The 24,451-nt window shown below is 38.2% G+C and carries 24 protein-coding genes; 18 read left to right on the top strand and 6 right to left on the bottom strand.

Translation table 11 applies throughout. From position 1 onward, the window contains the following. Positions 1-13: 13 nt before the first annotated feature. Together A7A78_RS13180 and A7A78_RS13175 are read right to left on the bottom strand one after the other, a co-directional pair. Entirely contained in the window at positions 14-1,276 is a 1,263-nt protein-coding gene (locus tag A7A78_RS13180) for a TolC family protein (RefSeq protein WP_068762935.1), read from the bottom strand. Positions 1,277-1,279: 3 nt separating this feature from the next. Then, positions 1,280-1,894, bottom strand: a complete 615-nt coding sequence (locus A7A78_RS13175; protein WP_068762934.1) for a TetR/AcrR family transcriptional regulator — start codon at positions 1,892-1,894, stop codon at positions 1,280-1,282. Between the two features lie 251 nt (positions 1,895-2,145). Between A7A78_RS13175 and A7A78_RS13170 the strand changes: the two genes are divergently transcribed. Further along, on the top strand, positions 2,146-2,778 hold the full coding sequence (locus A7A78_RS13170; protein ID WP_068762933.1) for a hypothetical protein: 633 nt from the start codon (positions 2,146-2,148) through the stop codon (positions 2,776-2,778). A gap of 9 nt (positions 2,779-2,787) precedes the next feature. Here the strand turns inward: A7A78_RS13170 and A7A78_RS13165 are convergent, their stop codons facing one another. Further along, the gene (locus A7A78_RS13165; protein WP_068762932.1) at positions 2,788-3,615 is read right to left on the bottom strand and encodes a universal stress protein; all 828 of its coding nucleotides are present in this window, start codon (positions 3,613-3,615) and stop codon (positions 2,788-2,790) included. A 236-nt stretch (positions 3,616-3,851) separates the two neighbouring features. Here A7A78_RS13165 and A7A78_RS13160 point away from each other — a divergent pair, with 236 nt between their 5' ends. The 9 genes from A7A78_RS13160 (at position 3,852) to A7A78_RS13120 (ending at position 11,313) form a co-directional block, all read left to right on the top strand. After that, on the top strand, positions 3,852-4,358 hold the full coding sequence (locus A7A78_RS13160; RefSeq protein ID WP_068762931.1) for a cytochrome c: 507 nt from the start codon (positions 3,852-3,854) through the stop codon (positions 4,356-4,358). 71 nt (positions 4,359-4,429) lie between these two features. Further along, positions 4,430-5,008 carry a fasciclin domain-containing protein gene (locus A7A78_RS13155; RefSeq protein WP_068762930.1) on the top strand — a complete coding sequence of 193 codons (579 nt, stop codon included), beginning with the start codon at positions 4,430-4,432 and terminating at the stop codon, positions 5,006-5,008. Positions 5,009-5,035: 27 nt separating this feature from the next. After that, a complete protein-coding gene (nosZ, locus tag A7A78_RS13150; RefSeq protein ID WP_068762929.1) occupies positions 5,036-7,003 on the top strand; it encodes a Sec-dependent nitrous-oxide reductase in 1,968 nt (655 codons plus the stop codon). 189 nt (positions 7,004-7,192) lie between these two features. Further along, positions 7,193-7,837, top strand: a complete 645-nt coding sequence (locus A7A78_RS13145; protein WP_068762928.1) for a hypothetical protein — start codon at positions 7,193-7,195, stop codon at positions 7,835-7,837. Then, positions 7,837-8,271 (top strand): nitrous oxide reductase accessory protein NosL, encoded by a 435-nt coding sequence (locus tag A7A78_RS13140; protein WP_068762927.1) that lies wholly within the window; start codon positions 7,837-7,839, stop codon positions 8,269-8,271. The genes A7A78_RS13145 and A7A78_RS13140 overlap by 1 nt, the downstream gene beginning before the upstream one ends. Positions 8,272-8,275: 4 nt before the next feature. Beyond that, a complete protein-coding gene (locus tag A7A78_RS13135) occupies positions 8,276-8,566 on the top strand; it encodes a cupin domain-containing protein (RefSeq protein ID WP_068762926.1) in 291 nt (96 codons plus the stop codon). Positions 8,567-8,587: 21 nt separating this feature from the next. Next, positions 8,588-9,841: a nitrous oxide reductase family maturation protein NosD gene (locus A7A78_RS13130; protein ID WP_068762925.1), complete on the top strand. Its 1,254-nt coding sequence runs from the start codon at positions 8,588-8,590 to the stop codon at positions 9,839-9,841. Further along, complete coding sequence (locus A7A78_RS13125) at positions 9,828-10,538, top strand: ABC transporter ATP-binding protein (protein WP_068762924.1); 711 nt, start codon at positions 9,828-9,830, stop codon at positions 10,536-10,538. Before A7A78_RS13130 ends, A7A78_RS13125 begins: the two co-directional genes overlap by 14 nt. Further along, entirely contained in the window at positions 10,531-11,313 is a 783-nt protein-coding gene (locus tag A7A78_RS13120; RefSeq protein ID WP_068762923.1) for an ABC transporter permease, read from the top strand. Before A7A78_RS13125 ends, A7A78_RS13120 begins: the two co-directional genes overlap by 8 nt. Before the next feature lie 209 nt (positions 11,314-11,522). Here A7A78_RS13120 and A7A78_RS13115 read toward each other — a convergent pair whose 3' ends face one another. Together A7A78_RS13115 and A7A78_RS13110 are read right to left on the bottom strand one after the other, a co-directional pair. Further along, entirely contained in the window at positions 11,523-12,308 is a 786-nt protein-coding gene (locus tag A7A78_RS13115; protein ID WP_068762922.1) for a hypothetical protein, read from the bottom strand. Positions 12,309-12,482: 174 nt separating this feature from the next. Beyond that, positions 12,483-12,941 (bottom strand): hypothetical protein, encoded by a 459-nt coding sequence (locus A7A78_RS13110; protein ID WP_068762921.1) that lies wholly within the window; start codon positions 12,939-12,941, stop codon positions 12,483-12,485. Positions 12,942-13,430: 489 nt separating this feature from the next. Between A7A78_RS13110 and A7A78_RS13105 the strand changes: the two genes are divergently transcribed. Further along, positions 13,431-15,242 carry a hypothetical protein gene (locus A7A78_RS13105; protein ID WP_068762920.1) on the top strand — a complete coding sequence of 604 codons (1,812 nt, stop codon included), beginning with the start codon at positions 13,431-13,433 and terminating at the stop codon, positions 15,240-15,242. A 64-nt stretch (positions 15,243-15,306) separates the two neighbouring features. On the opposite strand, the gene A7A78_RS13100 is transcribed toward A7A78_RS13105, so the two are convergent. Beyond that, positions 15,307-17,364 (bottom strand): acetate--CoA ligase family protein, encoded by a 2,058-nt coding sequence (locus A7A78_RS13100; protein ID WP_068763027.1) that lies wholly within the window; start codon positions 17,362-17,364, stop codon positions 15,307-15,309. 152 nt (positions 17,365-17,516) lie between these two features. On the opposite strand from A7A78_RS13100, the gene A7A78_RS13095 reads away from it, so the two are divergent. From A7A78_RS13095 to A7A78_RS13065, 7 genes are all read left to right on the top strand, one after another. Further along, positions 17,517-17,957, top strand: a complete 441-nt coding sequence (locus tag A7A78_RS13095) for a c-type cytochrome (protein ID WP_068762919.1) — start codon at positions 17,517-17,519, stop codon at positions 17,955-17,957. A gap of 71 nt (positions 17,958-18,028) precedes the next feature. Next, a complete protein-coding gene (locus A7A78_RS13090; RefSeq protein ID WP_068762918.1) occupies positions 18,029-19,354 on the top strand; it encodes a cbb3-type cytochrome c oxidase subunit I in 1,326 nt (441 codons plus the stop codon). 5 nt (positions 19,355-19,359) lie between these two features. After that, complete coding sequence (gene nadA / locus A7A78_RS13085) at positions 19,360-20,286, top strand: quinolinate synthase NadA (protein WP_068762917.1); 927 nt, start codon at positions 19,360-19,362, stop codon at positions 20,284-20,286. Positions 20,287-20,288: 2 nt separating this feature from the next. Beyond that, positions 20,289-21,860, top strand: a complete 1,572-nt coding sequence (gene nadB, locus A7A78_RS13080) for an L-aspartate oxidase (RefSeq protein WP_068762916.1) — start codon at positions 20,289-20,291, stop codon at positions 21,858-21,860. After that, complete coding sequence (locus A7A78_RS13075) at positions 21,857-22,453, top strand: thioredoxin family protein (RefSeq protein ID WP_068762915.1); 597 nt, start codon at positions 21,857-21,859, stop codon at positions 22,451-22,453. The genes nadB and A7A78_RS13075 overlap by 4 nt, the downstream gene beginning before the upstream one ends. Positions 22,454-22,651: 198 nt before the next feature. Further along, positions 22,652-23,920, top strand: a complete 1,269-nt coding sequence (locus A7A78_RS13070) for an acetyl-CoA hydrolase/transferase family protein (RefSeq protein WP_068762914.1) — start codon at positions 22,652-22,654, stop codon at positions 23,918-23,920. 79 nt (positions 23,921-23,999) lie between these two features. After that, entirely contained in the window at positions 24,000-24,428 is a 429-nt protein-coding gene (locus A7A78_RS13065; protein ID WP_068762913.1) for an RrF2 family transcriptional regulator, read from the top strand. The last annotated feature ends 23 nt before the right edge of the window (positions 24,429-24,451 follow it).

Here is a 24,451-nt window from a genome sequence, read left to right as displayed (position 1 = left end):
GACATTATGCTCTTTATTTAAAACTTCCTTTAATTATTCTGTAATTTGCCTTTGCGAGCGCCAATTGAACTTCGTGTAATTGTTGATCAATTTTCGCTTCGTAAAGATTGTTCAGTTCTGTTATATATTCCGAAGAAGTGATTGCACCATTCTGCAATTGGGAAGTCGTGGCCTGTAAAACTTGCTCACGCAATCCAATGATTTCTTCGTCTTTTTTTAACATTACTTCATATTTATTTATGTCACTTTCGGCTTCTTTTTGTTGAATTTCATTGTTTAACAAAAAGGTTTTCTTTTCGGTGGAAACTATTTCTTTTGAAATATCAACCGCCTGTTTTTTCTCCTTTATTTTTCCCCAATCGAAAATGTTCCAGTTCAATTTCAAGCCAACCATATAAAAATCCTGAAATGAATTGTCCAGCATATTCAATCCAGGATTTCCATAACCAGCCTGTGCGAAGCCTAATAATTTTGGATAATTGCTTTTGGAAATCACTTCTTTTGAAGTTTCCAACTGCATTTCCTGCAAATTGAAAAGTTCCAGTTCAGGTCGCTGCGATTCATTTTCTACCGGAACCAAAATCTCTGGATTAGTTAAAGTTGTAGTATTGTCCAAATTCTGAAAAATCAACAAGGAGAGGTTTTTCAAAGCTTTTTCCCTGTCGAAATTTACTTGCGAAAGTTGCTGTTCCAGTTTCAGTTGTTCGGCTTTCAATAGCTGCTCGGAAGCGGGAAGGATTGCGCCATATTTTACCCCGACGCTTGTTTCTTTTAAGCGTGCTTCGAGCTGTTCCATTTTTGAAAGCAGCAACTTTTCCTGTTCTTGAAAAAGTAAAACGTTGAAATAATTTTGATTAATCCGTGACTTTAATGTGTAAAGATTTACCGCAATTTGTTGTTGTTGCGCTGCAAGTTCGGCAGTTTTCAATTTTGCATTTGCAGAAATATTTCCGCCGTTATAAATCAATTGGTTGGCATCCAGCGTGGCGCGATATTGGTCTTTGTTGGGCGGTTCAATATTTGAATTTGGAATTTGCAGAGGAAACTCAATAACATCTGACTGATAAGTGGCCTGCGCATTCAAATCCAGTTTCGGCAGCCTTTCTTTTTCCAAAACCTTGATTTCAGAATTTGTTTTTGCTTCCAATAAAGCGGTTTGCTTCGCAATAGGATAGTTTTTTTCGGCAAGCGAATAACATTCTTCCAAAGTCAAAACTTGCTGTGCAGAAAGGAATAGGGGAGCGAGGCTGAAGATTATAATGAGAAGCCGTTTCATTTTTTACTTTTTTATAGAATTGATTATAAATTCAGAAACAGAAACCTTTCGGTCTTCCATCATTTTTTTGAAAGCCTTGTCGTCAATCTTCAAAAACCCTTTTATTAAAGGCGTTGCCACAAAAGGAAAAATATTCAGCGAAATAATATTTACGAAAAGTTGCTCTCCATCGATGGGTTTCAGAATGCCCTTTTCAACTTCCAATGTCACTTGGTTTTTAAATTTATCCAGTGTGGGAAACGCTGCGTTTTGTTGGATTTTCTCAAAAAACTTTGGATTCCGATTCAATTCTTGAATTATGAAATTGGGCAGATAGGGATGCTTTGATATAAAAGTGATGTAATTGTGAGTGAAATTTTTCACTTTGTCTTCAATGGAAGAATCATCGTTCAAAATTTTATTGAGTTGAGGCGCCAAAAGTGAAAATGCCTTCGTAAAAACTGCCTCAAAAAGCAATTGTTTGTTGCGATAATAATAATGCAACATCGCTTTGTTTATGCCAGCCTCGTCAGCAATTTCCTGCATGCGCGCGCCATCCATTCCTTTCTTTTGGAATACATTTTCAGCAGCATTCAATATTTGCCCTTCCGTATCCTGATTTTTATTTGTCTTTGCCATTTTTTAACTTTATGGTTTAACCATTTGGTTAACAAAGATACATATTATATCTTTACACAAAATATTTTCAGCAGAATTTTAAAAATTTAATAGCGATTGATGAATGTCATATATAAGCTTGAGGAAATACTTTAAGTTTATTATTTCTTTTGAGATTTCATCAAAATTTGAAAAAAGAGAAGCGTATATTTACAAATACTTGATTAACAAGGGTGTGCGATTCTGAATATTAGACTTTAAAATAAACTTCTATGCAAAAATTATTGGCAACAGCAGTATTTTCAGTACTTCTTCTGGGTTGTTCAAGCAGCCGTTTGGTTGATGAATACATAAATATAGAAGCACCAAATTTTCAAGCTAATAAAGTTTTGGTAGTTGGTTTAACACCCGATGAAGGACTGCAGCGCCAATTTGAGTACAGTTTGCAACAAGCTTTGGAAGCCGAAGACGTGGTTGCTATAAAAAGTGTTGATTATTTTGAAAGTAGTTTCAACGAAAACAATCAATCTGAAGAGAATTTGGGCAATATTGAGAAGGAACTTTTAAACGCTGGATTTGATGCGGTTCTATTTTCAAAAGTAACGGGGCAGGAGAGCAAGGTTACCATCGGGCAATCCTACCGAAACCTCACAAAATCCTTTGAGTCATTCAGTGATTATTATAATGAGAATAAACCTATTTACGGCAACTCACAAACTGAGGATTATCCAGTTTATAATACCGAAACTTCATTATATTGTCTTTGTCCCGGAAAAGAGCAGGATTTAATTTGGCGCGGAAAGATAGACATTGTTGATCCGCCGGGAGCGGCTACAAGCATTCGCGATTATGTAAAAACATTGGTGGGCACGCTTAAAAAGAACAATCTTTTAATTATAAAATAGTTTAATTATTTATTGGTGAAGTATTAAGATTGGGACGGAAGAACCGTAGCTTATTTTTGAGGTCTCCGACCCAAAAATGAAGCGGTCCAAAAAGCTTCTGCGCTCCACAACCATTGCGTGAAGCTGTATTGGAATTAATTGCTCAAACACATTTATTGCCATTGCTGCAGGAATATTCTTAATTGAAAACCGTTCAAAACCTATTTCCTTAAAAACTTCTTCAGTGTAGTTCCTTTTTGTGGCAAGTTCAATGCTTTCTTCCTCAATTTCAAGAATTTTTAGGGATGCTTTGTGTTTTTTCACTATTTCTGAAATAATATTTAGGGATTTTTCCGAAACTATATATTGATAATTAAGCGACAGCAATACGGATTCTATTTTGCTGAAAGTATATCCTTGCGGAACAGCAATAACGGGGCAATTAACATTCCTAATTATTTTAAGTGTATTGCTCCCAAAAATAACCTCGGCAGCACCAGTTGCGCCGTTTGTTCCCATAACTATTAATTCGATATTGTTTAAAGCTACCGCTTGATTCACGGCATCCACGATATTGTCAAAATCAATTTTTGGGACGAAGGTGTACTTTTCCTTTTCAGCAATCGATTCACAAAACCGAATCGTTTTTTCAAGTTCAATTTTATTATCGTTCAAAATCGCTTCATGGATTGTAGTGCCGGGGGATCCATAGAGCACATCTGCAGTAATATAGCTTGAGGGTTTTTGCGAATTGAGTATATGGAAAGTACAGGTTTCACCCTCAAAAAAATTCATCGCAAACCTAATCGCATTCTTCGAATTTTCTGAAAAATCTGTTGGTAGAAGTATGTTTTTCATTTTGAAAAGTATAAAAATAGATCCATCAAAAATAAGGTCTATTAATTCCTTTAAAAATGATTTTCCTCATAAACCCATAAAGGGATTTTTTCAAACTTTGTTTCAAAATAACCGAAAGACTAATAAAATCCATTATTGAAAATAAAAAAGATAAAATTATCCTTTAGTATGATAAAAATCATATTCTGTGTCTGTTCTGATGGCTAATTTTGTGATGTAAATTAAATCTAACAACAATGAAAAACATAATGAAATCACTTGCTGCAGTTGCAATCTTAACCTTGATAAGCTGTGGCGGAAAAGAAGAAAAAAAGAAAGATAGCATTCAAATTGGCCAAAAGCCAACTGCCACCGAAACTCCAAAAGAGGAGCCAGCTGTTACTGAAACCAAACCTTCGGAAACTATTGATTTAACAAACAAAGGAGTTGGACCAATTAAAAACTTGGAACTTCCGGCTGAAATTGATCAAGCTATGGCGGCGAAAGGGATGGAGGTTTATAAAACAAAATGTATGGCTTGCCACAAACCGGACAAAAAGTTCATCGGGCCAGCGCCAAAAGACATTTTGAAAAGACGTACGCCAGAGTGGATTATGAATATGATTTTAGATCCTGAGGATATGATTCAAAAAGATCCATTGGCCAAAGCACTTTTGATAGAGTTTAACGGTTCGCCAATGGCAAATCAAAATCTTACCGAAGAAGAGGCGCGACAAGTACTTGAATATTTTAGAACACTTTAATATACACTTAAACAACCAAACCCCCTTGCAGGGTTTATAGCCCTGCAAGGTTTTAAAAAATCAGAAGTAAAATGAAAACAACACTCAAACTGCTATTTTTTTCAGCTGCAATTCTCGTGTTTTCAGCTTGTAAAAACGAAACAAAGACCGAAGGGGAAGAAACCGTTTTGGAAACTTCCGCAAAAAGTGATGCCCAAACCGGAAAGCAGGGCCAAGCTTTTATTGAAAATGATGAATCTGTACCTAACGTACTTCAAATTGCAATAGGTTCACCAGATCACACAACGCTTGTGGCCGCTGTTCAAGCAGCAGGATTGGAAAATTCACTTGTAAATGCTGGGCCATTGATGGTTTTCGCTCCAACAAATGTTGCATTTGATGCACTACCAGCCGGAACAGTTGAAAACCTTTTGAAACCTGAGAACAAAGAACAACTAGCTTACATTTTGAAAAACCATGTTACTCCGGGCAACTATTCAAAGGAATTTCTGAAAAAATTCAAAAAACTGGGACAAGCAAGTGGCGAAAGTATTCCCGTGGAAGTGAAAGGTGAAGATGTGTATGTGGGCGGGGCTAAAATTATTGCAAGCGTGCCTGCAGGTAACGGGATTGTTCACGTGGTGGATAAAGTGATATTGCCAGCAAACTAATCAATTAATTATATAAATAATAGAACAATGAAAAGAACAATCAATATTTTGGTTTCCCTGATTATGGTCGCCGGTCTGGTGAGCTGTAACAACGGCGGAGACAAAAAAGGAAACAAGGGAAAAGGTGGCTTGGCTACCAACGCCGCTGAAAAAGTGTACGTAGCTCCAGGAGAGCACGATGAGTTTTACGCCTTCATTTCAGGTGGATTTAGTGGACAGCTTTCTGTTTACGGATTGCCATCGGGACGTTTGTTTAAGGTAATTCCTGTGTTTTCACAAGATGCTGAAAAAGCTTGGGGCTACAATGAAGAAACCAAACCTATGCTGGAAACTTCCTATGGTTTTGTGCCTTGGGACGATAGCCACCACCCGGATATTTCGCAAACAAATGGAGAATTGGACGGACGTTGGGTTTTCATAAACGGAAACAATACACCACGTATCGCACGTATCGATTTAACCACTTTTGAAACTGCTGAAATTATTGAGGTGCCAAACAGTGCCGGTAACCACAGTTCTTCTTTCATTACTGAAAACACGGAATATGTTGTTGCTGGAACTCGTTTCTCTGTGCCAATTCCGCAGCGTGATATGCCTATTAAGGATTATAAAGGAAACTTTAAAGGTGCGCTTTCCTTCATTAGTGTAGATCCCGAAAGTGGCCGTATGGCTATAAAATTCCAATTGATGATGCCGGGTTTTGATTACGACCTTTCTCACCCTGGCCGTGACAAATCTCACGGTTGGTTCTTCTTTACCACTTATAACACCGAAGAAGCAAATACTTTGTTGGAAGTGAACGCTTCACAAAACGATAAGGATTTCATCGCAGCCGTAAACTGGAAAAAAATTGAGGAATATGTGAACAATGGCGGTGGAATAAAAGTTCCTGCAAAATATGCACATAATGTGTATGACGATGAAACCCACACGGCAACTTCAACAATGATGAACGAAGTGCTTACCGTAAACCCATTGGATGTTCCGGGCGCGGTATATTTCCTTCCAACTCCAAAATCCCCACACGGTTGTGACGTTGACCCAACGGGTGAATACATAGTAGGTAACGGAAAACTTTCAGCCGATTTAACGGTTCACTCCTTCACCAAAATGCTTGCGGCTATTGAAAACAAAAAATTTGATGGCGAAGCTTACGGTATTCCAATCCTAAAATTCGAAGATGTACTTGCCGGAACTGTAAAACAACCAGGCTTAGGTCCATTGCACACCGAGTTTGATGGAAAAGGAAATGCTTATACTACCTTCTTTATTTCTTCCGAAGTTGTAAAATGGAAAGTTGGAACCTGGGAAGTTGTTGATCGTCAACCAGCATATTATTCAGTGGGTCACGGGATGATTCCCGGTGGAAATTCACGTAAGCCTTTCGGAAAGTATTTTGTTTCGATGAACAAGATTACCAAAGACCGTTACTTACCAACGGGTCCAGAGGTTACACAATCTGCGCAGTTGTATGATATTAGTGGCGATAAAATGGAACTTTTGCTGGATTTCCCAACCATTGGAGAGCCACACTACGCTGCCGGTATTCCTGCAGATATTGTAGCCAAAAATTCAAGACAGATTTTCAAACTGGCAGAAAACAAACACCCTTATGCCACAATTTCAGATGGTGGTGCAAGGGTAGAGCGCAAAGGAAACGAAGTGCATATTTATATGACAATGATTCGTAGCCACTTCAACCCAGATAATATTGAAGGTGTGAAAGTGGGCGATAAGGTTTTCTTCCACGTAACAAACCACGAACAGGATTATGACGTACCGCACGGTATCAGTATGATTGGTGCAAACACTTCAGAATTGTTGATAATGCCCGGACAGACTGAAACCTTCGTTTGGGAACCAAAACAAGTTGGGGTATGGCCATTCTATTGTACCGATTTCTGTTCCGCATTGCACCAAGAAATGCAAGGATATATTCGCGTAAGTCCAGCAAATTCAAGCACTGAACTTAAATGGTCTTTAGGCGAAGATTAAAAGATTTTTTTAGTTGTGAAAATACCTGATTAGTGATTTTTATCACGGTGTTTTCAGTCAAAAAAGACGGGGGTTGTTGATTTCCCCCGTCTTTTAAAAAAGCTTTCAAAAATCAGCAATCTAAATATCCGCACAAATACTTAAACAAAACCGACCACACTGAAGTTTAAGATTTTAAATTCAAACAAAATGAAAAAGGCAGGAATAATAATGATAATTGGCTCCTTGCTGCTGTTGGGACTTTTTAAATTCCCTCTGTGGAACATTATGCTGGGCGCTCCCCAGTACCCAGATCCGCTGGGAATGGATATTTATATAGAAGGAATAAAGGGTGTGCAGGAATTCGACATTAAAAATATTGACGGATTGAACCATTATATTGGGATGAAAACCATTCCCGAACCAAAAGATATGTGGGAATTTCAAGTATTCCCGATGGTAATTGGCGTTATGGTTGCCATTGGCGTTATCATCGGGTTGCTTGGATTCTTCGGAAAAGTAAGCTATAAATGGTTTATTGGTTGGTTTTTAGTGATGTCAATACTGGGAATTATGGGAATGTATGATTTCAATTCCTGGCTCGCTGAATACGGAAGCGACCTTAATCCAAAAGCTATTATGAAATTGCTCAATCCAGACGGCACCCCAATGACATACAAACCACCGTTAATTGGCTACCAAAAAATGCTTAATTTCGATGTGGATTCCTGGCCCGCAATGGGCGCGTATATGATGTTTGTTGGGATGATGTTAACTATAGTAGCATTCTTCGTTGGAAAAAAAGAATACAAAAAAGTAGCAAAAAAACCAATTTTAAAAACTGTAACCGCATAATGAAATATTTCATCTTTATAGGATTAATTACTGCGCTGCTAGTTTCTTGCAACGTAAGCCCGCAGCAAATAGAATACGGCACGGATGCTTGCCACTACTGCAATATGACCATTGTAGATAGACAACACGCCTCACAGCTGGTAACCACAAAGGGTAAAGCCTATAAATATGACGCCATAGAATGCATGGTCCATTCCCTAAAAGACGAATTGAAAGACACCGAAATCGCTTTGCATTTAACTGCAGATTTCAACCACCCGGGAGAATTGATGGACGCAACCATGGCTTCCTATCTTGTAAGCGATCAAATTTCCAGCCCGATGGGTGAAAATCTTTCCGCTTTTGAAAACGAAAAAGCAGCCCAAAAAGCACAGGAAAAATTCACTGGACAATTGTTTTCTTGGGAAGAAATTCAAAATCACTTAAAGCAATAAAACTATGTATCAAATAAACGATACCATTAATAATCAGGGTTTCAACAAGCTTCAAGTTTCAAAATTGAACAATGGGCCTGCTGAAACCCTTCTTATTACATTGGAAAAAAATGCTCTTTTTCCCGAACACACTTCGCCACGCGATGCACATTTAATTGTTTTGGAGGGCGAAATACAATTTCATATTAATTCTGAAGTATTCAATTTAAAAAAGCATCAGGATTTTAAATTTCCAAAGGAAACCCCTCACTGGGTAGAAGCTGTGGAAAATTCAAAATTCTTGATTATACGTTAAGTTCAAAATTTCACTTCAAACTTGAAAAAATCTCTTCAAATATTTATTTCCCTTTTCTTGGTTTTTTGCACTGCCCAAGGTTTTGCTAAAACCATAACGGTTTGCAATTCATGTTCCGCGAAAACAATTCAGGAAGGAATTGCCCAAGCCCTGGACGGCGACACGGTTTTGGTGAAAAAAGGAATCTATAAGGAAGTAAACATAATTATCGACAAAAGTATAATCCTCTTGGGCGAAAATTTGCCAACCATCGATGGCGAGGACAAAGGCGAAATTATTAAAATAACAGCTGATAATGTTACTGTTGACGGTTTCAAAATTATAAACGTTGGCACCAGCTATACTTCAGATTACGCCGCGATTCGTGTTATAAAACGAAACGGATTTTTAATCCAAAATCTGCAGCTCGAAAAACTTTTCTTCGGAATTTATCTCGAAAAATCAAACAACGGAAAGGTGCTCAACAACACAATTATGGGTGATGCCGTGAACGAATACAATTCCGGTAACGGTATTCAACTTTGGTATTGTAAGGGAGTTGAGGTTCGTGGGAACAAGGTTCAAAACGTTCGCGATGGCATTTATCTTGAATTTTCAGACAACATTAAAATCAGCCACAATCTCAGTAAAAATAACCTACGCTACGGATTGCATTTTATGTTTAGCAACAATAACATTTATGAATACAACACTTTTGAAAACAATGGGGCAGGAGTGGCGGTGATGTTTTCGAAATTTGTGGAAATGAACCACAACGTTTTTAAGGAAAATTGGGGCACAGCGGCGTTCGGGCTACTTTTGAAAGAGATAAACGACGCCAAAATAACCAACAACGTTTTTAAGGAAAACACGGTTGGGATAAATATTGAGGGCAGCAACCGCATAGATTATAAAAACAATGATTTTATAAGTAACGGCTGGGCCATAAAAGTGCGCGGAGCCTGCTATACCAATAATTTCGAGAACAACAATTTTCTCTATAATTCCTTTGATATTTCATATAATAGCAACCTGAACGACAATAAGTTCAGCCATAATTTTTGGAGCAATTATACTGGTTACGATTTGGACAAAAACGGCATTGGAGATGTGCCGTACCGTCCGGTAAAACTGTTTTCGTACATAGTGAACCGCACGCCGGAAACCATTATTTTATTGCGAAGTCTTTTTATAGACATTATTGATTTTTCAGAAAAAGTTTCTCCAGTTTTTACACCAGATAATCTGGTGGACGAAAACCCAAAAATGAAGACCATAAACCATGATAGAAGTTAAGGATTTATATAAAAGATTCGGCAAAAACGAAGTATTAAAAGGCATTGATCTTCACATTCAGCGAGGCGGTATTTTCTCGGTTTTGGGCCCGAACGGTTCCGGAAAAACGACACTTATAAAATGTATTTTGGGAATGGTTTTGCAGGATTCCGGACAAATTTTTATCGACAAAAAACCCTTGAAAAACAATTTCAAATACCGAAACGAAATTGATTATCTGCCGCAAATTGCCAATTTCCCTGGAAACTTGAAAGTGAACGAACTTATTGCGATGATAAAAGATCTTCGCGATTCAAAAGCCACAAAAGACGGAGAATTAATTGAGCTTTTCAAACTTCAACCTTTTCTAAATAAAAAACTGGCGAACCTTTCCGGGGGAACAAAACAGAAAGTGAATTTGGTACTGACTTTTATGTTTGACAGTCCGCTGATTATTTTGGACGAACCCACGAACGGTCTCGATCCCATTTCGCATTTGCGGTTAAAAAACCTTATAAATGCTGAAAAAGCAAAGGGAAAAACCATTTTGATCACTTCGCACATTTTGAGTTTTGTTGAAGAAGTTTCGGACGAAATTGTGTTTCTTTTGGAAGGAAAAATCTATTTCAAGGGAAGTATTTCAGAACTGAAATCAAAGACCGAACAGCCCGATTTTGAACACGCAATAGCCTCCATTTTATCCGCTAGTTATGCTTAAAATATTAAAATACAGTTTTTACGATTTAATGCGCAGCCGTTGGAGCTACGTGTATTTTCTGTTCTATTTACTGCTTGGCGTTGTGTTGTTGTTTTTGAACAACGATCTTTCAAAAGCCGTAATAACGCTAATGAATGTAATCATTATTTTGGTGCCGCTTATCGGGACCATTTTTGGGGTGATGTATTATTACAACTCCCGCGAATTTACCGAACTGCTCTTGGCACAACCCGTAAAACGCAGTTCCATCTTTTTGGGGCAATATTTTGGGGTAGCAACCTCGCTTTCTATGAGTTTGGTAATTGGCCTCGGAATGCCTTTCGTTTTCTACGGAATTTTCAACAGTAGCGCCATTTGGGATTTTTCACTTTTGCTAATAACCGGAGCTTTTTTAACTTTTATTTTTACTGCGCTGGCTTTTGTGATTGCGCTTCGTAATGAAAACAAAATAAAAGGTTTTGGGTATGCCATTCTGCTTTGGTTGTTTATGGCGGTAATTTATGATGGCATCTTTTTAATGTCTTTGCTCTATTTTGAAGATTATCCGCTCGATAAGTTTTCACTCGTGGCCACAATGCTCAACCCGGTAGATTTATCGCGCGTATTGATACTTTTAAAACTTGATATTTCTGCACTGTTGGGTTATACGGGTGCTGTTTTCCAGAAATTCTTCGGAACCAATTTTGGGTTAATCCTTTCTTCGGCTTTATTGGCGCTTTGGGTTTTGGTGCCTACTTTCTTTATTTGGCGGATTGCTAAGAAAAAAGATTTCTAACGGTCTCGTATATGAAAAGTAGCGTGTAAAAAGACACTAACTTTTCGGATTAAACACGAGCCGAATTTTTAAATTTTCTTTTTATCATAAATTTCTCAAAAAGCCAAATTTAAATTTGGCGGTCTTAACAAATATACAAAAGCCTTTCGAAAAGCCTGTAATAGCTATGTTTTATATACATTGTTAGCACAAGTACTTATTCCAAATGTTTAATCAGCCTGTTCATCTACTTCATAAACAGACTTAATTAATTCCATAACTTCCGTTTCTATATCGTCATCATCTTCAAATTCTCTCTCAAAGAAATAAAAGAAGACTTTGTTGTATTTAGGTATTTCAAGATGTATGAACCGTCCTGATTTATGGAAATAATTAAATGTTTTAACTTTAGTTGTTCCAACAATTAGGGAATTAGCTCTTTTACTTTTGTCCTTTGTCGAAATCCTTTTTAAGGATAATCTGGCATTGGATTTAATAGTTCGAATTGAGAAATCTCGCATTTCCGCTATTGAGAAATCAGCTAAAAAGGGTATATATCCAGCCTCTTTGTGAGCTCTAAATTTCGTTGTAATGTCCATTAGCTGAAATTTATAATCAATAGTCTCAAGCCACCTTATTATATTTTCCCAATTTTCAGAACTATAATATTTGGTTTTTAGGTCAACTTCTGAAATTGTTTTTTGAATGTAAAGTTCAAGAGTATTTAGAATATCCGTATTGCAAGTCGAACACATAGGTAATGTTGTTCCGATGTATTTCTGAGGTAATTGATTAACATCAGTTGTAAAAGTCCGTTTTGGGTCACTTTCAAACACCCATTTTGGCAAAACGTGTTCTTTAGTTATGTTTGATTCAGAGCCACATAATAGACAAGAAACAGTTCTTTCTTTATCAAAAGCTCCAGTTAGATAATCATCAAATAATTTGTTCATTACGTACTTACCTTTCTTTCGAGCGATTAATCTTAATTGTAATAATGTTTCATCGAAAGACATAGATTAAATGGTGTTCGGTAAGTTTTTTCGTATTTGTGCTAACGGTTTTGTGTATGGCTCGTTGCGGTAAAATCCGTGTGGATTTTTCCGCATAGCTCAAATGTAGTGAATTGCAATGAATTCCAGTAAGGAATTCAGTAGCAATGAGCTATACACGGTGTTGCCCACAGTATTTTATTCAGTCACATTAATTTGAAAATCGGCTGGGATAATCCATTCAATTCCGTTGATATTCATAACCACTTCGAGTTTAATTCTATCATCATCAATATTTTCGGGCTTAAACTCAAAATCAAATTCACTTAATCTTTGATTTTTTAAAATCAACTCTCTTTCTTCATGATTTTTACCATATAATCTGTAAACATCATATTCTGAAACGTAATTTTTATATCCGAAATCGAAATGAATTTTACTAGTTTCATTTACTTTGAAATTATCATTATCTAAATTCTCTATCAGATAAAAAGAAGATATGTTTTTTTCTTGTAAGGTTTGAATCGAGTCTATCAATTTAGAGTTCAATTCGGTTAATTCCGATACAGAATTTTCCAAGTCAGTTATTCTGCCATCTTCACAAGAAGATGTGATAACCGAAAAGATTATAACTGTAAAAGTGAGTGTTTTTCTCATATTGTGGGCAACTAGTAAATATCAACATGCAGTTTATTTCACATGTCTTTGCTAATATACAAAATTACCCTTTCCAAACCCTTCCATATACGTTCAGAACCCCATCAGACACGTCCAATAACCCTGGAGGATACGTTCCGAACCCCAACGTTAGGGTTCTAGACCCCAAAATATACGTCTACCAACCCCAACGTTAGGGTCCTGAACCCTAAAATATACGTCCCATAACCCTACGTATACGTTTACCAACCCTAACGTTAGGGTTCTAAACCCCAATGAATACGTTAACCAACCCTAATGCATGTGTCTTGAACCCTAACCGATAGTTTCCAAACCCCGTTGGAGCAATTTAGAACCCATGTCTAAACCTTAAAAGGATAAATGATTTTCTATTTAAAGACAAATATGTATTTTTTATGACTTTGGTCATAATCTTTGATTTCTGGATTTCTCAACTTTACCACATTTTCAATCCAAATTCACTTTTAAATGCAAACTACTAGTCCGCATACTTTTCATATTCCCGTGATGGGAATTGCTTACACTATCGATACTCCCATTAAGGTTGCCTGTTTTGGCATAAATTCAGCAATTTCAGTTATTGAGGACAATATTTTGGAAGTAATGCGGAAATATTACTATCAGCAAAACAATGAGCCTTACGTAGCCATAACAACAAAAGAAGAAGATTATAGAGCACGCCGAATTACAGATTACCTAAACCTGATGCAGCGAATTGTGACTTCAAAAATGGAAAAACTAAAAGCCTCTACTTTTGAAGCAGGATCAGATTTAGTAAAATATTTTGAAATGCTACCAGATACAAGCCTTCTGAAGGAAAAGTATCACGAATGGCGCTTTACCTCAAATGCTGAAAAGAAGGGAATGTTGGAGAAATTTCTACTAAAGCTAGTAGTTCCCGGTTCAGTTGAAGTAAATATCATGACCAAGGTTGACAAGGAAAATCTGGATAAAAACAAGGATATAATTGAAAATGGTTCGGATGCTTTGACGGCCTTAAAAGGCTACGCTAAAAGTGAACTTACCAATTCATCCCTCATTTTTTCTGCGGGAATGAATCCGCGGCTCTATAACTATATGGAGAGCTTTTCAGACTTTGATGCTTATGGCTGGGGCTGTTTTCATAAGAAAGTAGTTATTAAGGTAAGCGATTACCGTTCGGCCTTGATTCAAGGAAAATATTTGGCGAAAAAAGGAATCTGGGTCAGTGAATTCAGAATAGAATCTGGGCTAAATTGCGGCGGGCACGTTTTTGCCACCCAAGGTTTGCTTATGGGGCCGATACTTCAAGAATTTAAGGATAATAAGCAGGAATTGCAGGACAGTCTTTTTGAACTTTACAATCCTGCAATTATCGCCAAAGGAAAACCTAGTTTTCCGCAACCACATCCCATAAAAATTACGGTACAGGGTGGGATTGGAACAGCGGAAGAGGATAGTTTACTTAGAGAATTTTATGAAGTGGACGGCACAGGTTGGGGCACACCTTTTTTGTTATGCCCAGAAGCCACGACGGTTGATGAAAATACGCTTGAATTATTATGCCAATCCAAAGAAAAAGATGTGGTTCGCAGTAAGGCATCACCTCTGGGCGTGCAGTTCAACTATTTAAAGGGAACCACTGCTGAAAAGGAACGTTTTGACCGAATAGCCAAGGATAAACCCGGAAGTCCGTGTACTGAAAAATTGCTGATTTCAAACACAGAGTTTACAAAAGAACCAATTTGTACCGCTTCCAGTAAATATCAAAAGTTGAAATTGCAGCAATTAGAAAGTTTAAATCTTCCCAAAGAAGAATTAGAGCAGCAACGCGAAGATGTTTTGAGTAAGGAATGCCTATGCATCGGCCTGAGCAATGCTGCGGCAATCAGTTATGATGTTCCATTTCTTAAAAAACTAACTGCTGTTACCATTTGCCCTGGACCAAACATTGTGAATTTTTCAAGGATTGCCAGTTTGCGCGAAATGACAGATCACATTTACGGACGTAAAAACAGTTTACAAAAAGCTAATAGACCCGTTATGTTTGTTGCAGAATTACGTTTGTATATAGATTTTTTGAAAAAAGAAATAAAGCAGATAAAACAACCAACTTCTCGCGACCTTAAAAACTGGGAGGGCTTTAGCAATAATCTTTTAGATGGAATTGAACATTACCGTCATTCAATGCCAAATTACTTTTTATTGAATACCCTTCAATTTGAAAAGGATTTAGCCAATGCGCAGATTGAAATAGAATATTTGCAGAAAACACAGTTGCAACCTTTAGTTATGGGGTAATGAATGGTTTTGGCCAAATCATTTTGATGTAAACGATTAATCTTCCTAAAACTTTTTAGTCATCTTAATCGCACCCGCGCACCCGCGCATCCACCGCAGTAATCGCCCGTTGCGTACCAATCAACGGATTGATGTCCATTTCTGTAATTTCCGGCGCAGCTTCCACCAATGCGGAAAGCCGTTGGATAATTTCCACAAATTGGTCTTCGTTAACGCCTTGCTGACCTCTCGCGCCTTGAATGAGTTTATAGCCGCGAAGCGATTGCACCATTTTCTGTGCTTCCTCTTTTGAAATAGGGCTCAAGCCAGCAGCCACATCGTTTAGCACTTCAATAAAAATTCCGCCCAAACCACAGAGAATTGTGTGGTTGAAACCAGGCTCTTTTATTACGCCCACAAACAGTTCCAGCCCAACTAACTGTGGCTGCACCATTACTGCGGTAGCGGAATCTATTTTCATAAGCAAATCAAAGGTTTCTGAAACTTCTTCTTTGGAAGTAATATTTAGCACCACACCTTTTGCATCACTTTTATGGAGTGGTCCCACAACTTTCATCACTAAGGGAAAATCCATGGAGCCCATTTTGGAGAATATTGCTTCCTTCGAATTTTCAACAATTTGCACTACGCGGGGAATTCCGGCAGCTTCCAGCAACTTTTCAGTTTGTGAAGTATTCAGATAACCTTCAGAAGCAGTATCGATAACGCTTCGGGTTTTTTCTACATCAATTTTTGGCAATGAAATTTCTACCGAAATAGGCTCTGGCGTATTAAAAACTTGTGAAAGCGCTTTTCCCAAAACCACTTCATCTGGGAAGTTGATGTGTCCTTTCTTCAAAAAGGATTGAATCTCTCGTTGTGCGTTCACCACGGAAGGCAAAACTGGGAAAATTGGTTTGTTGCAAACCTCCAATTTTACACTCAAAACATTGTAAACATTCTCAACGTCGAAAAGTCCAGGGCTACCAAAAACCACGGCCATTGCGTCGATGTTATCAAATTTATGTTCGCAGTAGTCTATGATAATGCCCAACTGTTCGGCCGTTCCCGTTGCCAAAAAATCTATAGGATTGCTAATGGAAGAGCCGGGATAAAGAAGGGTTTTCAGTTTTTCTGCATCGGTTCCGGAAATTTCGGGAACCTTTAACCCGCCTTTTGAAAGTTCATCGGCAAGCATTACTGCCGAACCGCCTGCATGGGTTATGATGGCAATGTTTTTCCCTTCCAACTTTTTATAGTTGAAAATGGAAGCCACACTCAACAGTTCCTCGCGGCTGCTGCAATACACAATGCCAGCTTTGTTGAATAGCGCTCGCACCGTCATATCGCTACTCGCGATTGCTCCCGTATGCGAAGTCGCTGCACGACTGCCCTCGGCGGTACTTCCAGCTTTAATGGCAGCTATTTTAGCACCTTTTTTTATGAGAGAAGAAGCGTGTTTCAACAATTTTTGCGGATTGGAAATGGTTTCCAAATAAAGCAGTTTTATATGCGGATCTTTTTCGGCATTGAAATGTTCATCCATATATTCCAAAATATCCTCAACGCTTGTCTGTGCTGCATTGCCAACGGAAAAGACGTTTGCAAAGGAAACACCCAAAGCCATTCCAGCTTCCATAATGAAAACGGCAGTCGCACCCGAACCTGAAATAAGGTCACATCCTTTTGGATTGAAATGTGGCACCGGAGCGGTAAAAACGCCTTTGTAATTGTCAGTGATTACGCCTATACAATTTGGTCCAATCAGGCAGCCATTTACGTTGTCAACCGTTGCTTTTATTTGTTGTTCCCATTGCTTCCCCTTTTCGCCCGCTTCGCCAAAACCTGCGGAAATGATTATAAACGCTTTGGTATTTTTTTCTTCAGCTAAAATCTTCACCGTTTCTTGGCAATATTTTGCGGGAATGGCAAGAATAGCGAGATCGGTTTGCGGAATTTCCCTTACTTCAGAATAACTTTTAATGCCCTGAACTTTTTCTTCTTTTGGATTGACAACATATAAATCTCCCTTGAAATTTCCTGAAATAATGTTTTTCAGCATATTGCCGCCAGGTTTTTTGGTGTCGTTGGAAGCGCCAATAATTACGATACTTTTAGGGTTGAGCAGTTTTTTGTTGACCATAATTTTGAAAGTGAAATCCAAACTAAAATCGAAATCGTCTCTAGTTTGAGCATTCGCGAAATTAAAAGATACATTTATCTTAAAAACTGATAAATATCATATTTAGGGCAAGTATGAAGCGGTATTTTTATCGGCAATTATGATATTTCGAAATGTCCACCAATTCAAGGCCTTACATTTTTGCAATTGCCATTTTGCTCGCCATTTTTGGCTTTTATAATTATGTGGTTTACAATACCGATGGCTATGTGGCTGTTGAAAAATTATCCCCTATGGCAGTAAAAGGCCAGCAATTATTTCAAAATAATCGTTGCTGGTCCTGTCATCAACTCTACGGTTTGGGCGGTTATCTTGGCCCGGATTTAACCAATGTTTATTCCGCAGAAGGCAAAGGACCAACTTACATAAAAGCATTTTTAAACAGCGGTGTGAAAAGTATGCCTCAATTCACTTTTTCGGAAGAAGAAAAAAATGAATTGGTGGAATACTTTAAACAGGTAGATGAAACGGGAATTTACCCCAACTACGACGCCGAAATTGAAGCTACGGGCTGGGTAAAACTGAAGTATAGAAATGAAACATCCGAGCATTAACTTTAGAATACATAGCGTAATGACTCATTGGATGTTTCATATGTCCATTAAAAAACAAATATTATAGGCAGATGAAAAGTAAAGCCCCAATTTATTTCCTTCTTTTCGCCATGAGTGCATTGTTTTTAGGAATGTTCTTCGGCTTAACGGCTTCGTTTCAATATTTAATGCCCGAATTTTTGAAGGAACAAATCCCTTTTTCAAAAATGCGACCTTTTCACGTTACATCGGTCATTTCGTGGATTGTACTTTGTGCTACCGGAAGCATCTATTTTTTCCTCACTTATGTTGAAAAATTCAAACTTTTTTCACCATTGTTGGCAAAAATCCACTTCATCATTTTCCTGTTAACGGGCATCGCCATTTACTTTTCGTTTGCATTTGATTATACGGAAGGAAGGGAATATTTTGCCTTTACGCCGGTTTTGATTGTTCCAATTTTGATTGGCTGGGTACTCTTCGGAATAAATTATTTTAAAACACTTTATAAAAACGTAAAAGGTTGGCCAGTTTATTACTGGATGTGGGGCACGGGCATCGTTTTTATGTGTTACCATTTGCTGGAAGCGCATTTTTGGTTGTTTGATTTTTTTAGGTTGAATTTTATCAAGGATTTTTCCATTCAATGGAAGAGTTACGGCTCCTTCACCGGATCATGGAATATGCTTGTGTACGGAATTTCCATTTATTTGATGTCGAAAATTAAGAAGGACAGTAATGTAGCCACGAATAAAATTGCCTTTTTCTTCTACTTTTTGGGGTTGACAAATTTAATGTTCGGCTGGGCGCACCATACCTATTTATTGCCAACACAGCCGTGGATTCGCTATGTTGCTTATGCAATAAGTATGACGGAATGGGTTGTTTTGGCTTCCATTATTTATAATTGGAAACGCTCCGTTTTAAAGGTTGAAAAGGAAAACCACCCAATGGCATACAGGTTTTTGCTTTCCACAGATTTGTGGATTTTTCTGAATATAATTCTCGCACTTCTTTTTTCTATTCCAGCCATCAATTTCTTTACCCACGGCACGCATATTACGGTGGCGCATTCCATGGGAACAACCATTGGTATTAACACAACGATACTTTTTTCGGCCTTGTTTTTTATCGTGCACCAAATTTATCCCGACTTCAAAACTGATAGGAAATGGATCCAACGAGGCTTCATTTCATTCAACATTTCGCTGTTCTTTTTTTGGATTTCACTGCTGATTGCCGGCGGAAAAAGAAGCTATTGGATGTATGTTTCAAAAACCGGATTGTTTTCTGAAATGCAGGATTCGCTCGTGCCGTATTACATCTCTTTTTTCATCTTTGGAATAGGGATTTTCATTTCACTGTTGATTGTTGCAACACCTATTTTCAAAGCATTTCTTCAAAAAATTAAACCATAATTACGATGGATTTACATCAAAAAATAACCGAACTGAAAAAACAGAAAAATGCCGTCATCCTCGCGCACTATTACCAAGTACCCGAAATTCAGGAAGTGGCAGACTATGTGGGTGACAGTTTGGGTCTTTCGCAAAAAGCTGCAGAAACGGATGCAGAAATTATCGTTTTCGCAGGCGTACATTTTATGGCGGAAACTGCGAAGATTTTAAACCCCAATAAAAAAGTTTTGTTGCCCGATTTGATGGCGGGCTGTTCTTTGGCAGATTCGTGTCCACCCGATGTTTTTCAGAAATTAGTTGAGGCTCATCCGGACCATGTGGTTATTACCTACGTGAACTGCTCTGCGGAAGTAAAAGCCCTGAGTGATATTATCTGTACCTCTTCCAACGCCGAAAAAATAGTGAATTCCGTGCCAAAAGACGTGCCTATTATTTTTGCACCCGATAAAAATTTGGGGAAATATATTCAGAAAAAAACTGGAAGGAAAATGCTGCTTTGGGACGGCGCGTGTATAGTGCACGAAGTTTTTTCAATCGATAAGCTTTTAAAATTGTACAAAGAACATCCCGGTTCAAAAATAATAGCGCATCCCGAAAGCGAGAGCCATATTCTGGAAACTGCGAATTATATAGGTTCTACCGCTGGAATGATTGATTATGTGAAAAAGCATCCTTCGGAAAAATTCATCGTTGCCACCGAAGCTGGAATTCTTCATAAAATGCAGCAGGAAGTACCGCAAGCTGTATTGATTCCCGCCCCTGCGGAAGAGGACAATACTTGCGCCTGCAGCGAATGCGCGTTTATGAAAATGAACACGCTGCAAAAATTGTACAACTGTTTGCTCAATGAAAATCCGCAAATAGAAGTTTCCGAAGAAATACGAAAAAAGGCCTTTTTGCCCATTGAACGAATGCTGGAATTATCAAAATGACGATGGAAACAAATTTCTTGATTATCGGTTCGGGCGCTGCGGGTTTAACACTTGCTGTGAAACTTGCTGCTGAATTTCCGAAGAAAAAAATAACCGTTGTTACAAAAGCCAACGAGTCCGAATCGAACACCAAATATGCCCAAGGCGGCGTTGCCGCGGTTTTCGATTTAAAGGAAGATTCCTTTCAAAAGCACATTGAAGACACGCTGATTGCGGGCGACGGACTTTGCGACAAAGCCGTTGTGGAAATGGTAATAAAGGATGGCCCAAAAAGGTTGAAGGAATTGATGGAATGGGGTGCCAAATTTGACAGAGATGACGATGGCGAACTCAATTTAGGTAGGGAAGGAGGCCATTCCGAATTTAGGGTAATCCATCATAAAGACACAACGGGCAATGAGATTGAGCGTGCGCTTTTGGAACGTGCCAATCAACTTGTGAACATCACACTACTGCCGCATCATTTCGCAATAGATTTGATAACGGAGCACCATTTTTCTGAAGAGAAACCGAATGAAATTTCGTGTTACGGCGCTTATGTTTTGGACCAGATTTCGGGAAATATTTTCACAATAAAAGCAGATTGTACAACACTCGCTTCTGGTGGAATGGGGCAGGTTTACGGACACACCACAAATCCGGCCGTGGCTACGGGTGATGGTATTGCGATGGTGTATCGCGCAAAGGCGAGAATCCAAAATATGGAGTTTATACAATTTCATCCCACTGCACTTTACGATGGAAATAACGGAGCTTCATTTTTAATTTCCGAGGCAGTGCGCGGGTTTGGAGCGTTTCTTCGGAATAGAAATGGCGAACGGTTTATGTTGAATTACGACGAACGGGGCGAGTTGGCTTCACGAGATATCGTTTCGCGCGCAATAGATTCTGAAATAAAAAAATCCGGTGATGACTGGGTTTTCTTGGATTGTACACATTTGAATATCGAAGATTTTAAAAAACATTTTCCAAATATTTATGAAACCTGTTTGCAGAAGAATATTAACATTGCAAAAGATTGGATTCCCGTAGTGCCGGCATCACATTATTTATGTGGCGGTATTGTTGTAGATATGGAAGGAAAAACTTCCTTGAAAAATCTTTTTGCCTGTGGCGAATGTTCATACACGGGTTTACATGGCGCCAATCGGTTGGCTTCCAATTCATTATTGGAAGCATTGGTTTATGCAGATCGCATTTTTAAGTATCTACGTAAACATCAGCCTTCACGTACGACCAAAATCATTCCTGAATGGAATGACGCAGGCACGGTTTTATTAAAAGACTCTGAAATTCTTCAGCTGAAAATAATGGAATTGCAACGGTTGATGCGAAGATTTGCAGGAGTGGTGCGAAATAATAATGATCTAAATGAAGCTTCCCTTCAACTTGAAAAATTGTATTTTGAAACGGAAGCGCTTTACCAAAAACACAAGCTAAACACGGTGCTTTCCGAGCTTCGGAATATGGTAAATGTGGCACATTTGATTATTCAGCAATCCTTAAAACGAAAAGAAAATCGTGGGGGGTATTTTAATGAAGATTATAAAAAAAAATTAGAAGAAAAAGTATGAAGACTTTACTAGAAAATTCGGTAAAAAAGGCAATGGACTATTCGGAATACAACTTGCTTTTCAAACAATTGGTTGAAGAAGGTAGAACTACTGGCGAACAAACCCAGGAAAAAATTGACTATACAAAACTAAACTTTAGCCGCACAAAAAGACTGGACAAAACCGCTGAAATTTCAGAAGAAAGTATTGAAATTTTCAAAAATATTTCAGAAAAGCAAACTTGGCTTGTAATTAGCGAACCGTGGTGTGGCGATGCTGCGCAAACGCTTCCTTTTCTAAACAAGATTGCAGAAATTTCAGAGAATATAGATTTGAAAATTGTGCTTCGCGATGAAAACCCAGAATTGATGGATGCGTTTTTAACCAACGGTTCCCGTTCCATTCCTATAGTTATTATGCTTGATGAAAATTTCAATGTGCTTAAAACTTTCGGCCCACGTTCCAAAGCCGCAACAAAATTATTAAACGATTACAAATTGCACCACGGAAAGATTGATGATGCCTTTAAGGAAATGCTTCAAATTTGGTATAATAATGATAAGGGCGTTTCCATTGTGAACGATATTTTGGAGACATTAGAAGTTCGGGCTTAAATTTAGAGAAAACCTTTGTGACCTTTGCGCCTTCCCTCCGTGGACTTTGTGGTTAAAAAAGGTGCGTAAATTAACCACAAAGTTCACCAAGATTTTTACAAAGAGCACAAAGAAAAAAATATTCTTTTTATAGTTAAATCTGACTAAAATCATATTCAGAATCGACAAGATATCCAACCTTTGCATAAAATTAAAAACATGCAAATCGTTTCCGCCGAAGAGGCTGTATCTATAGTAAAATCAAATAATCGCGTATTTTTTCAAGGCGCGGCAATGACGCCCAATTTGTTAATAAACACTTTGTGTGAAAGATATCGTGAACTTAAAAATGTTGAAATAGTCCAAATTCATACCCACGGCGAAGCTAAATATACACAAGCTCCTTACACCGAAGCTTTTCATCTTTCCAGCTGTTTTGTGGGCGATAATGTTCGGAAGGGCGTAAACACCATTCACGGAGATTATATTCCCGTTTTTTTAAGTGAAATCCATTGGCTTTTTAGAAGAAATATTTTACCGTTGGATGTAGCTTTCATTCAGGTTTCACCACCTGATAAGCACGGCTATTGCTCGCTTGGCGTTTCGGTGGACGTAACTTTACCAGCAATTCAAACTGCAAAAAAGGTTATAGCACAAATAAATCCACAAGTTCCAAGAACCCATGGTGATGGTATAATTCATATAAAAAATATAGACTTTGCAGTGGAAATTGATGAACCTATCCATGCTTCAGTTTTGGGAATACCTACAGAAGTTGAAGCTACTATTGGCAGGCACGTTGCTGGATTGGTGGAAGATGGCGCCACCCTGCAAATGGGCATCGGCAATATTCCGAACGCTGTACTTCATAATTTGGGCAACCATAAAAGATTGGGAATTCACACAGAAATGTTCAGCGACGGCATTCTTCCCTTGGTGGAAAAAGGCATAATTACGGGTGAGGATAAAGAGATAAAAACCGGAAAGATAGTTACCTGTTTCGCAATGGGAACCCAAAAGCTATACGATTTTATTGACGATAACCCAATTGTGCATTTTAAGGAAGCGGGCTATACAAATGATACCGCTATAATTCGCAGAAACCCAAAAGTAACGGCAATAAACAGCGCTATTGAAATTGATTTAACCGGCCAAGTTTGTGCAGATAGCATTGGGATGTATCAATATTCCGGAGTGGGTGGACAGATGGATTTTATTCGTGGTGCTTCACTTTCGGAAGGAGGTAAGCCAATTATTGCAATGCCTTCCATTACCAATAAAGGTGTTTCTAAAATCACGCCGTTTTTGAAAGAAGGTGCCAGCGTTACAACTACCCGGGCACACGTTCATTATGTGGTTACGGAATATGGCGTGGTGAATCTCTTCGGAAAAGGGTTGGAGCAACGTGCAAAAGCACTTATTTCCATAGCACACCCAGATCATCGGGAAGCTTTGGATATTGAAGCCCGAAAAAGATTTAATAATTAATCTTTTTTAAGAAGATTTTTAGGATAATTACATCTTTAAATAGCAATACGATGCTTACTTTTGAATAAAACAAAAAAATATGTTTTCAAAAGCATGTGAATACGGCATAAGGGCCGTTCTTTTTATAGCAAAACAATCGCTGCAGGATTTGCGTCCAAATATTACAGAAATTGCAAAAGCCGTAGATTCCCCCGAGCCATTTACGGCAAAAGTATGCCAGCAATTGGCAAGGGAAAATGTGATACGTTCTAGAAAAGGACCAAACGGCGGATTTTATTTGGAAAAGAATTCAACACTAAAATTGGCTGAAATTGTTGCCGTAATTGACGGGGATGCTATTTTTAACGGTTGTGGTTTGGGGCTTCGCGAATGCTCTTCCGAAAAACCTTGTCCGGTGCACGATCAGTTTATGGTTGTGCGGAATGGTTTGAAACATATGTGTGAAAATACATTGGTAATGGATCTCGCATCAAACTTGGAGGAGGGTGAAACTTTTTTAAAAGTATAATTAAAATACTGGTTCAAAATATA

The sequence above is a fragment of the Aequorivita soesokkakensis genome, from assembly GCF_001641085.1.
GTDB classification, from domain to species: domain Bacteria; phylum Bacteroidota; class Bacteroidia; order Flavobacteriales; family Flavobacteriaceae; genus Aequorivita; species Aequorivita soesokkakensis.
This window is presented reverse-complemented; position numbering and strand designations above follow the sequence as displayed.